Genomic DNA, 11,229 nt, shown 5'->3' on the forward strand with positions numbered 1-11,229 from the left:
ACCTGTCACCGGCTGAAAAGAGCAGTCGGTAAAGCGGCCGGCTGCGGGTGCCCTCGCGGGCTCCCGCAGCCGGCCCGCTTCGTCAGAGGTACTGACCGGTGTTGGCCACCGTGTCGATGGAGCGTCCGGTGTCCGCGCCTTGCTTTCCGGTGACGAGGGTGCGGATGAATACGATCCGCTCGCCCTTCTTTCCGGAGATTCGGGCCCAGTCGTCGGGGTTGGTGGTGTTGGGGAGGTCTTCGTTCTCCTTGAACTCGTCCACGCAAGCCTGGAGGAGGTGGGCGACGCGAAGGCCCCGCTGCTTGTGTTCGAGGAAGGCCTTGATGGCCATCTTCTTGGCACGGTCAACGATGTTCTGGATCATCGCGCCCGAGTTGAAGTCCTTGAAGTAGAGGACTTCCTTGTCGCCGTTGGCGTACGTGACCTCGAGGAAGCGGTTTTCCTCGGTTTCGGCGTACATCTGCTCGACGACGGTCTGGATCATGCTGTGGACGGTGTCGGCCGAGGAGCCCTGGTGTTCGGACAGGTCGTCCGAGTGCAGGGGCAGCGAGGCCTTGAGGTACTTCGCGAAGATGTCCTTCGCGGCTTCGGCGCCGGGGCGCTCGATCTTGATCTTCACGTCGAGCCGGCCGGGGCGCAGGATGGCCGGGTCGATCATGTCCTCGCGGTTGGAGGCGCCGATGACGATGACGTTCTCCAGGCCTTCCACGCCGTCGATCTCGGCGAGCAGCTGGGGGACGATGGTGTTCTCCACGTCCGAGCTGACGCCTGATCCGCGGGTGCGGAAGAGGGATTCCATCTCGTCGAAGAAGACGATGACGGGGGTGCCCTCGCTCGCCTTCTCCCTGGCACGCTGGAAGACGAGGCGGATGTGCCGCTCGGTCTCGCCGACGTACTTGTTGAGGAGTTCGGGGCCCTTGATGTTGAGGAAGTAGGACTTCCCGGTGGGCTGGCCGGTGACCTCGGCGACCTTCTTGGCAAGGGAGTTGGCCACGGCCTTGGCGATGAGCGTCTTGCCGCAGCCGGGGGGGCCGTAGAGCAGGATGCCCTTGGGGGGCCGCAGTTCGTGTTCCTTGAAGAGGTCGGGGTAGAGGTAGGGGAGCTCGACGGCGTCGCGGATCAGCTCGATCTGGTCGCCCAGGCCGCCGATCTTGTCGTAGTCGATGTCCGGGACCTCTTCGAGGACGAGGTCTTCGACCTCGCTCTTGGGGACGATCTCATAGACGTAGCCGGAGCGGGGTTCGAGCAGCAGGGAGTCGCCGGGGCGGATGGTGACGTCCAGGAGCGGCTCGGCGAGCCTCACCACCCTTTCCTCGTCGGTGTGCCCGACCACCAGGGCGCGCTCGCCGTCCTCGAGGATTTCCTTGAGGGTGACGATGTCCCCGGCGCGCTCGAACGCCATGGCCTCGACCACGTTGAGGGCCTCGTTGAGCATGACCTCCTGGCCTCGCCGGAGGTCTTCCGGTTCGACGCTGGGGCTCACGTTCACCCGGAGCTTGCGGCCGCCGGTGAAGATGTCGACGGTGCCGTCTTCGTTGGACTGCAGGAAGACTCCGAAGCCGGCCGGCGGCTGCGCGAGCCGGTCGACTTCTTCCTTGAGGGCCACGATCTGGTCGCGGGCCTCGCGCAGGGTATTCGCCAGACGCTCGTTCTGGGCGGAGACGCCTGCCAGGTTTGTCTGGAGCTCGACGATCCGCTCTTCGAGAATCCTCGTGTGTCGCGGAGAGTCGGCGAGCTTACGTCGCAGGACGGCGATTTCCTGCTCTAGATAGGCAACCTGGCCGGCGGGGTCCTCAGACCCTCGCGCGGGCCGGATGCCGCGGTTGATGTCGTCGTCGTGGGCTGCCACGGTCCTCACCTCCTCCAAGGGGAGCTGGACGCTTTCTGACCCTACCTGGGCTGGTGGTGATTGAAACCCCTAGATCACAAAGACGGTAGGGGTGTGTCCGATCTTCACCCTTGCGTACTCCCTCACGTCAAGGAAATACCCACCCATCAACATCGGAAAGCAGCCGGTTGTAAGGTCGAAGTGTTCAACACCCGTCAGAGCTCGTGCGACTTGTCGCGAGTTGTGTCCGGGATGGATCACTCAGAGCAGGGAACGGCAGGAGATATGACCGTGCAGCAGGAGGCTCCGGCAGGCGGCGCCGGCGAGGCCGGAGAGCCGCTTGAGGTCTGGATCGACCAGGACCTCTGCACCGGCGACGGCATCTGTGTGCAGTACGCGCCGGAGGTGTTCGAGCTGGACATCGACGGTCTGGCGTATGTGAAGAGCCCCGCCGACGAGCTGCTCGTGGAGGCGGGGGCGACCACTCCGGTTCCGCTGGTGCTGTTGCAGGACGTGGTGGATTCGGCGAAGGAATGTCCTGGCGACTGCATCCATGTAAGGCGCGTTTCGGACAGGGTCGAGGTCTTCGGTCCCGACGCCGAGTGACGGTTCAAACACCCGCAGAGGTCGAGTCCGTAAGCTCCTGGCGGAATTTTCCACCGGTCCAGCGCCACTTGGCGAGTTGCTTGGTGTCGGGGCTGTAGCGGGGCACTTCGGGCGATGAGTACCCGAGGAGCGTGGCGGTGACGAGCCCGTCGCGCAGGGTGAGGTCGGTCGCGGTCTGTCTGCGGCCGGCTTCGAGCAGGGTGGCGACGACGCGGGGTACCGAGCCCTTGGCCGCGTCCTGGGTGAGTACGTAGATGGCGTGCGGCGGGGTTCCGGAGCCGGCGTCGCAGCGGACCGCGGCCACGGTTTCGGGGCGGCCGTCGCCGTCGAGGTCGCCTTCGGCTGTGGCGGTGACGGTCTGCGGGACGCCTCGGCAGTCCAGGGGGTACGTGACTGCGTGCGCGTCCGGAGCGGGGGCCGCGGGCCCGGTTCCGGGATGCGTGGGGCTCGTGGTGCTGCTGGGCGGCGCGGGATGCTCCGGGCCGGCTGCGGCTCCGGTGGCCTGTCCGGGCTGGAGGAATCCCGCGCCGGCTATGACGGCGGCCAGGGCCGATGCCGTGGTGAGCCAGTGGACGGGGCGGGCCCGGTGGTGCGCCGGGGTCTGCTCGGTCGGCGCCGGCTCGGCGGGGCTGTGCGGCACGCGGGGTGTCTCCTGTGCGACGGGTGACGGGGAGCCAGCATCGTGCCACACCTCACATCGGGGTGGAACGGGTGGGTCCGGTCCGGTCCGGTCGGATGTGGTCGGGCGTATACGTACGACAACGAAAAGACGCTGTGGCGCAGTTCCCGGTTCTACCGGGGAACTGCGCCACAGCGTCTGTGTGTTGGGTGGCTCAGCCGAGGTCGGCGGAGTCGTCGGCGGCGTCCGGGCCCGTGGTGACGGCCGGGGAGGCCGGGGCGGCCGTCTTGCTGCCGGACTGACTGCCCGGCCCGTCGTAGTCCTCGCCGTAGGCGCCCTTGGAGGGGCGGCGGCGGCGCATGGGCGGCTCGACGCCGTCCGCGAGGCGGCGGGCGGTGACGAGGAAGCCGGTGTGGCCGATCATCCGGTGGTCCGGGCGGACGGCGAGGCCCTCGACGTGCCAGTTGCGGATCATCGATTCCCAGGGCTGCGGTTCGGCGTAGCAGCCGAACTCGCGGATGGATTCGACGGTCCGGGAGAGCTGGGTGGTGGTGGCCACGTAGCAGCAGAGGATGCCGCCGGGGACCAGGGCCTTGGAGACGGCTTCCAGGCACTCCCAGGGGGCGAGCATGTCGAGGATCACGCGGTCGACGTCCGTGTCGGACAGGTTGTCCTGGAGGTCGCCCACGGTCAGCTGCCACGCGGGGTGGGGGCCGCCGAAGTAGCGCTCGACGTTGGCCGTGGCGATCTCGGCGAAGTCCGGGCGGCGCTCGTAGCTGTGGAGCATGCCCTGGTCGCCGATGGCGCGCAGCAGGAAGCTGCTCAGGGAGCCGGAGCCCACACCTGCTTCGACCACTCGGGCGCCGGGGAAGATGTCGGCGAAGGCCAGGATCTGGCCCGCGTCCTTGGGGTAGACCACGGCGGCACCGCGGGGCATGGACAGGACATAGTCGGGGAGCAGGGGACGCAGCGCGAGATAGGCGACGTTGCCCGTGGTACGGACAACGCTGCCCTCGGGGGAGCCGATCAGCTCGTCGTGCGGGAAGGCACCCTTGTGGGTGTGGAAGTTCTTCCCGGCTTCGAGCGTGAACGTGTAGTGGCGGCCCTTGGGGTCGGTGAGCTGAACCTGGTCCCCGACCTCGAAGGGCCCGCGTCGGCGGGCGGCACCGGTCGGTTCGGACATGTGACCAGTGTATTGGCTTCAGGACTGGGGCCGCGCCATGGCCTTCACGAAGGCCTTTTCGACGTCTTGGGTGGAGAGGACTCCGTAGATCGCGCCGTCGGGTTCGAGTACGAGGTACTCGGTGGCGGGGGTGGTGCGCAGGTGGTCGAGGAGTTCTTCGCCGGTGAGGTCCGCGGAAACCTTCATGCCGTCGGTGAGGTCCTGGGAGAGGGTGCTGACGGCGATCCAGGGGCGGCGGTGCTGGGGTACGGAGGCGATGGCGGTTTCGCGGACGATGCCGGTGGGGTCGCCGAGTCCGTCGACGACGACGAGGGCGCGGGCGCCGGCTTCGTTGGCCCGTCGCAGGGCTTCGGAGAGGGGGGTGGCGTTCTCGACGGGGATGGCGCGGCGGGTGAGTTTGCGGGCCTGGAGTTCCGGGAGGTGTTCGCGCAGGCGGGCCATGCGCAGGCTGTTTCCGGCTCCGGTCCAGATGATGGCGGCGAGGATCGCGGCGAGGAGGGCGTCCATGACGGTGTCCATGCCGCCGATTTCCTGGGCGGGGTTGCCGAGGACTCCGGTGTGGGTGAGGAGCGGCAGGCCGAGGAGGACGGTGACGGCGAGGCCGCGGCCGACCCAGGCGGCGGCGATGGTGCCGGTCATGGGTTTGCCGGTGATGCCCCAGATGACGGCGCGGAGCATGCGGCCGCCGTCGAGGGGGAGGCCGGGGAGGAGGTTGAAGGCGGCGACGAGGAGGTTGGAGATCATCAGGCCGGCGAGGAGGACGCCGGGGACGCTGGCGGGTTCGACGGTTTTCATGCCGAGGTAGAAGGCGCCGGCGAGGAGGAGGGAGAGGAGGGGGCCGACGAAGGCGAGGACGAATTCGCGGCCGGGGGTCTCGGATTCCTTTTCGATCTCGGAGACGCCGCCGAAGAACTGGAGCTGGATGCGGCGGACGGGGAGTTTGAAGCGGAGGGCGGCGATGGTGTGGGCGAGTTCGTGGACGAGGACCGAGGCGTAGAAGGCGACGGCGAAGAAGAGGGCGACGAGGTAGCGGGCGGGTCCGAGGTCGGGGAGGATCCGGTCGAGCTGGTTGCCGAAGACCCAGGTGATGAGGGCGGCGACGAGGAACCAGCTGGGCGAGACGTAGACGGGCACGCCGAAGGGGCGGCCCATGAGGAGTCCGCCGCCCGGTCCTCGGCGCCGGCCCTGGCGCTCGCCGGTTTCCTCGGTGTCTGCCACGGTTTTCCTTCGTTCGCTGCTGTCCGGCGCTGTGGGCGCGTCGGCGGTTTTTCTGCTTTTTCCCGGTGGTGTCCGGGTGCGCCGTAGCGCGGTGTGATGCTCCGATCATGCAGTGCGAGGGTCTGTGAGTCGATGGTATGCGCGTGCTGTCGGTGGCGGGTCGTAGGGTTTTGGGTATGACGACGAGCCCCGGCAGCGGTCCGGACGACGCAGCAGCCATTGACGACGCGGCAGCCGGTACCGAGCCCGGTGCTCGGCCCGGCCTTGAGTGCGGCCCCGAGCCCGGCCGGGCGGTGGCCGTGGCGCCCGCTTCGCTGTCTCCTTCGCGGGCGAGCGATTTCATGCGGTGTCCGCTGCTGTACCGGTTCCGGGTGATCGACAAGCTGCCGGAGAAGCCGAGTGCGGCGGCGACCCGGGGGACGTTGGTGCACGCGGTGCTGGAGCGGCTCTTCGATCATCCGGCGCCGGAGCGGACGGCTCCGCGGGCGAAGGCGTTGATTCCGGGGCAGTGGGACCGGCTGCTGGAGGCGAAGCCGGAGTTGACGGAGCTGTTCCCGGAGGGTGATGAGGGGGCGGGTCTGGCGCGGTGGCTGTCGGAGGCCGAGGCGTTGGTGGACCGGTGGTTCACGTTGGAGGACCCGACGCGGCTGGAGCCGGTGGAGCGGGAGTTCTTCGTGGAGACGGAGCTGGATTCGGGTCTTCGGCTGCGGGGGATCATCGACCGGGTGGACGTGGCGCCGACGGGTGAGGTGCGGATCGTCGACTACAAGACGGGGAAGGCACCGCGGCCGGAGTACGCCGAGGGTGCGCTGTTCCAGATGAAGTTCTACGCGCTGGTGGTGTGGCGGCTGAAGGGGGTGCTGCCGCGGCGGCTCCAGCTGGTGTACCTGGGCAGTGGGGACGTGGTGACGTACGACCCGGTGATCGAGGATCTGGAGCGGATGGAGCGCAAGCTGCTCGCGCTGTGGGATGCGATCCGGGAGGCGACGGAGACGGGCGAGTGGCTGCCGCGGCAGACGAAGCTGTGCGGCTGGTGTGATCATCAGTCGGTGTGTCCCGAGTTCGGGGGTACTCCCCCGGTCTACCCTCTGACGATCTCCCCCGGTTACCGCCGGGCGGAAGGCTGATCTTCGCGTCAGGGCACAATGGGCGGCGTCCCCCGATGGCGTCCGACGAATACGAGGTAGACCCCGTGGCGATCCGCGTACTGCTGGTCGACGACCAGCCGCTCCTGCGCACCGGCTTCCGGATGATCCTGGAGGCGGAACAGGACCTGGCGGTGGTCGGCGAGGCCGGGGACGGTCTGCAGGCGCTGGAGCAGGTACGGGCGCTGCAGCCCGATGTGGTGCTGATGGACATCCGGATGCCGCGGATGGACGGGGTGGAGGCGACCCGGCAGATCACGGGTCCGGGCCGGGACGGTCCGGCGAAGGTGCTGGTGCTGACCACGTTCGATCTGGACGAGTACGTGGTGGAGGCGCTGCGGGCGGGGGCCAGCGGGTTCCTGCTGAAGGACGCGCCCGCCGTGGAGCTGGTGCAGGCGATCCGGGTGGTGGCGGGTGGCGAGGCGATGCTCGCGCCGAGCATCACGCGGCGGCTGCTGGACAAGTACGCGGGTCATCTGCCGTCGGGTGAGGACAGTGTCCCCGACGCGCTGGGGACGCTGACCGAGCGCGAGGTCGAGGTGCTGAAGCTGGTGGCCCGGGGGCTGTCGAACGCGGAGATCGCCGCGGATCTGTTCGTGAGCGAGACCACGGTGAAGACGCACGTGGGTCATGTGCTGACGAAGCTGGGTCTGCGCGACCGGGTGCAGGCCGCGGTGTACGCGTACGAGAGCGGTCTGGTGCGTCCGGGCGCCGGCCAGTAGCCGGGTCTTGTTCCGCGGGAAGGGCCCGCCTCCGCGTGGTGCGGAGGCGGGCCCTTGCGCGTGTGCGTCCTTGTGCGTGCGGGCCGGTTCAGCCCTTGCTGATCTCCCAGAAGCGGAAGACGGTCGAGGCGTCCAGGGACCACTGCAGGCCGGTCACGTTGGGGCGGGTGACGGCGTACTGCTTGCTCTGCCAGAGCGGGAGGATCGGGACCTCGTCGGCGACGATCTCCTGGAGCCGGCCGTATTCGGCGGTGGCGGCGGTGCGGTCGGACTTCGAGGAGGTCGACGGGATGATCGTCCCGGTGATCTCCTTGTTCTCGTAGTTGTTGTGCAGGATGTTGTCCGGGCCGAAGAACGGCTGGGTGAAGTTGTCGGCGTCCGGGTAGTCGGGCACCCAGCCCTTCACGTAGACGCCGTACTTGCCGTCCTGGATGTCCTTCTCGTACTGCTCGAACTCGACGGACTTGACGGTGGCTTCGAAGAGGCCGCTGTCGTTCAGCTGCTTGGCGATCAGCTGGAATTCCTGGTCCGTGGAGGGGCCGTAGCGCGAGGGCGTCGAGTACAGGGTGATCTTCACCTTGTCCTTGATGCCGGCGGTGTGCAGGAGCGCCTTGGCCTTCTCCAGGTTCGGGCTGCCGCCGTAGCGGTCGAAGAAGGCGGTGGTGTGCGAGGCGATGCCGGCGGGGACGATCGAGTACAGCGGGGTGGCCGTTCCGTCGTAGACCTGCTTGACGAGTGCTTCGCGGTCGACGAGGTAGGCGATGGCCTTGCGGATGGGGAGCTTTCCGGCGACCGGGTCGTTCATGTTGAAGACGAGGTGTTCGACTTCGGCTCCGGCGCCCTGGACGACCTCGACCTTCTGGTCGCCGCTCTGGGAGGCGAGGCCGGCGATGTCCTTGGCGGCCAGGCCGCGGAAGGCGAAGTCGACGTCGCCGCTTTCGAGGACCTTCTTGAGGGCGGCCTGGTCCTCGTTGAAGAACTTCATGGTGACGCCGGTGTTCTTCGGCTTGGCCTTGCCGCTGTAGGAGTCGTTGACGGAGAAGCTGGCGCTCTTGTCGTTGATCGAGTCCAGCTTGTAGACCCCGGAGCCGATGGCCTTGCCGTCCGTGCGGAGTTTGTCCGCGGGGTACTCGGCGTGGTCGACGATGGAGCCGGCGCCCGAGGCGATCTTGCTCGGGAAGGTCGCGTCGGGGGTCTTGAGGTGGAAGACGACGGTCTTGTCGTCAGGGGTGTCGATGGAGGCGATCGACGCCAGCATGACGGCGGGGCCGTTGTCGTCGTTGATCTTCAGCGTGCGCTCGAAGGAGTACTTGACGTCCTTCGAGGTGAGGCTGTTGCCGTTGCTGAACTTCAGGCCGCCGCGCAGGGTGCACTTGTACACCTTGCTGTCGTTGCCCTCGAACCCGCAGGCCTGCGCCGCGTCGGGCTCGGGGGTGGTGCCGCCCTTGGGGAAGCTCAGCAGGGACTGGAAGACGTTGTTGAAGAGCAGCCAGGAGCCGGGGTCGTAGCCCGAGGCGGGGTCCGTGGCCTTCACCTTGTCGGATATGCCCATGACCACGCCCTTGCCGGCGCCGGCGTTCGAGCCATCCGTCGACCCGCAACCGCTGAGCAGCGCGGCCGCGGTGGCCGCACCGAGCGGGGCCACCAACCACTGGTTACGTCTCATCACGCGAACGTCCTTCACAGTCTCACTGGGTGATCTGATTATTTGCTTTTGTCGCCCGCGGTGTCCGCGGGCGGCCGCCGTGCCGGTCAGCCGCTGAGGCCCCGGCCGAGTTCCCACAGCTGGAGGTCGGAGATGGAGTTGACCGACCACTCCACTCCGGTGATCCCATCGCGCGCGGCGACGTACTGCTTGCCCTGCCACAGGGGCAGGACGGGTACGTCTTCGGCGACGATGTCCTGCATCTCCGTGATCGCGGGGACGGCGACGCTGCGGTCGACCGCCCGCCGGGATTCGGGGATGAGCTTGGTACGCACCGCGCTGTTGGCGTACGGCGTGCCCAGGAAGTTGTCCTGCTCCAGGAACGGGGCGAGGAAGTTCTCGGCGTCGGGGTAGTCGGGGAACCAGCCGAGCCCGTAGGCGGCGTAGTCGCCCTTCTTCTGCGCGGGCCGGAAGTCGGCCCAGTCGGTGCCCTGGACGGTGATGTCGAAGAGGTGGGTGGAGTTCAGCTGGGCCTTGAGGGCTTCGAACTCGGCCGCGGTGCCGTCGCCGTAGTGGTCGTTGGTGTAGTTGAGGGTCAGCTTGACCGGGGTCTTGATTCCGGCGGCCTTCAGCAGGTCGGCGGCCTTGGCGGTGTTGGCCTCGCCGTACTTGTCGAAGAACGGGGTGCCGTGGCCGGTCACGGTGGTGGGGACCAGCGAGTACAGGGGCTGCGCGGACTTCCCGTAGACCTTGGCGATGAGGCCGCTGCGGTCGACGGCGGCGGCGAGGGCCTGGCGTACGGCCTTGTCCTTGACCGCGGGGGCGTCGGTGTTGAAGGCGAGGTAGCGGATCTCCAGGCCGGGCATCGGGACGAGCTTGATGCCCTTGGGCGGGTGGGCGGAGAGCTCGGTGATCTGCGCGGGCGACAGGGTGCGGGAGACCAGGTGGATGGAGCCCTGTTCCAGGGCCTTGCCCATCGCGTCGGAGTCTTCGAAGGTCCGCAGTTCGGCCTTGTCGTTCTGCAGCTTCAGGTCGCCCTTGTAGTTCGGGTTCTTGGTGAAGACGGCGCGGACGAGGTGGTTGTCCTTGACCTCGGCCTTCATCGTGTAGGGGCCGGAGCCCTCGACGCTGAAGCCGGCGCGGAGCTTCTTCGCCTCGTACTTCTTGGCGCTGACGATGCCCGCGGCGGGGGTGGAGAGCTTGTACGGGAACGTCGCGTCGGAGGTCTTCAGGTGGAAGACGACGGTGTCGGCGCCCTTGGTTTCGACGGTGTCGATGGTGGAGAGCAGCGAGGAGGGGCCGTTCTCGTCCTTGATGGCGAGCACGCGCTCGATGGAGAACTTGACGTCCTGCGCGGTGAGGGGGGTGCCGTCGGCGAACTTGAGGTCCGGGCGCAGGGTGCAGCGGTAGCTCTCGTTGCCGCTGTCGGTGAAGCGGCAGTCGGAGGCCGCTTCGGGGACGGGCTGGCCGCCGCCGCGCGGGGTGTGCATCAGCGTCTGGACGGTCTGGCGGAGGATGTTCCAGCTGCCGGCGTCGTAGGCGTACGCGGGGTCGAGCGGGGCGGGGGCGTAGTCGGCTGCCTCGAACCGGTCGGTGGTTCCGACGATGATCGCTCCGGATCCCGCTCCTCCGCCGCTGGTGCTGCCGCATGCGGTCAGCGCGGGGGTGAGCAGTCCGGCGGCGGCCGTCAGCACCATGGTCTTGCGGTTCATGCTGGAAGTACTCCCTCAACCCGGCACTTGTTCAAAGCGGCGTGGAGGGCATCGCGGCGGTCGCCCGTTCTGGGCGGAACGATCGGGCCGGTGTTGTGACGATCGGTCCACGCGGTTCCGGAACAGGGGTGTGTGTCCGGGACGGCTGAGGTGCGGCGCTATGCCCGGATCGACATTAGTGGCCTGTGGAGGGGTGGCTTGAACCCGTTGGAGCGGGGGCGTCATCGCACCGTTATGGGAGCGGACCGGGTGTGAGCGCGGGGGCGTTCGCAGATTCGGTCAGGTGCTGATCAATGCGGACACAAGGGGTGGGGTGGAGGGGCCCGGAGTGGTGCGAAGGGGGACGCGTGGGTGACAAAGGTCACTCGGGACAACTCCCCCGGGAGGGATGGAATTTCGGCCTCCGGGGTACAGCGCGAAAGATCCGCCCGCGGGGGGCGGGGGGGCCCGGGGGGGGGGGCGGGGCGGGGGGGGGGGGGGGGGGGGGGTGGGGGGGCCGGGGGGGGGGGGGGGTGGGGGGGCAGAGTCGCGGCGCGCACGCCTAGATGGCG

At 68.2% G+C, this 11,229-nt stretch carries 9 protein-coding genes; 3 read left to right on the forward strand and 6 right to left on the reverse strand.

The features are described from left to right. Positions 1–82 precede the first annotated feature (82 nt). Positions 83–1,849, reverse strand: coding sequence for a proteasome ATPase (arc, locus tag ACFXDJ_RS17315; RefSeq protein WP_384849421.1), 1,767 nt, complete (start codon positions 1,847–1,849; stop codon positions 83–85). A gap of 264 nt (positions 1,850–2,113) precedes the next feature. Between arc and ACFXDJ_RS17320 the strand changes: the two genes are divergently transcribed. Continuing rightward, a complete protein-coding gene (locus tag ACFXDJ_RS17320) occupies positions 2,114–2,434 on the forward strand; it encodes a ferredoxin (protein ID WP_384659911.1) in 321 nt (106 codons plus the stop codon). Between the two features lie 4 nt (positions 2,435–2,438). On the opposite strand, the gene ACFXDJ_RS17325 is transcribed toward ACFXDJ_RS17320, so the two are convergent. The 3 genes from ACFXDJ_RS17325 to ACFXDJ_RS17335 form a co-directional block, all read right to left on the reverse strand. Next, on the reverse strand, positions 2,439–3,074 hold the full coding sequence (locus tag ACFXDJ_RS17325) for a hypothetical protein (protein ID WP_384659913.1): 636 nt from the start codon (positions 3,072–3,074) through the stop codon (positions 2,439–2,441). A 193-nt stretch (positions 3,075–3,267) separates the two neighbouring features. Then, a complete protein-coding gene (locus ACFXDJ_RS17330) occupies positions 3,268–4,236 on the reverse strand; it encodes a tRNA (adenine-N1)-methyltransferase (RefSeq protein WP_384659916.1) in 969 nt (322 codons plus the stop codon). 18 nt (positions 4,237–4,254) lie between these two features. After that, positions 4,255–5,454, reverse strand: a complete 1,200-nt coding sequence (locus ACFXDJ_RS17335; protein WP_384659919.1) for a site-2 protease family protein — start codon at positions 5,452–5,454, stop codon at positions 4,255–4,257. A gap of 176 nt (positions 5,455–5,630) precedes the next feature. Here ACFXDJ_RS17335 and ACFXDJ_RS17340 point away from each other — a divergent pair, with 176 nt between their 5' ends. Together ACFXDJ_RS17340 and ACFXDJ_RS17345 are read left to right on the forward strand one after the other, a co-directional pair. Continuing rightward, entirely contained in the window at positions 5,631–6,581 is a 951-nt protein-coding gene (locus ACFXDJ_RS17340; RefSeq protein WP_384659922.1) for a RecB family exonuclease, read from the forward strand. A 65-nt stretch (positions 6,582–6,646) separates the two neighbouring features. Then, on the forward strand, positions 6,647–7,321 hold the full coding sequence (locus ACFXDJ_RS17345) for a response regulator (protein ID WP_384659932.1): 675 nt from the start codon (positions 6,647–6,649) through the stop codon (positions 7,319–7,321). Between the two features lie 88 nt (positions 7,322–7,409). Here the strand turns inward: ACFXDJ_RS17345 and ACFXDJ_RS17350 are convergent, their stop codons facing one another. Together ACFXDJ_RS17350 and ACFXDJ_RS17355 are read right to left on the reverse strand one after the other, a co-directional pair. Then, positions 7,410–8,987, reverse strand: coding sequence for an ABC transporter substrate-binding protein (locus ACFXDJ_RS17350; RefSeq protein WP_384659924.1), 1,578 nt, complete (start codon positions 8,985–8,987; stop codon positions 7,410–7,412). Positions 8,988–9,073: 86 nt separating this feature from the next. Then, on the reverse strand, positions 9,074–10,678 hold the full coding sequence (locus ACFXDJ_RS17355; protein WP_384659926.1) for an ABC transporter substrate-binding protein: 1,605 nt from the start codon (positions 10,676–10,678) through the stop codon (positions 9,074–9,076). Positions 10,679–11,229 lie beyond the last annotated feature (551 nt).

The organism is Streptomyces sp. NPDC059443 (genome assembly GCF_042750105.1).
Lineage (GTDB): Bacteria > Actinomycetota > Actinomycetes > Streptomycetales > Streptomycetaceae > Streptomyces.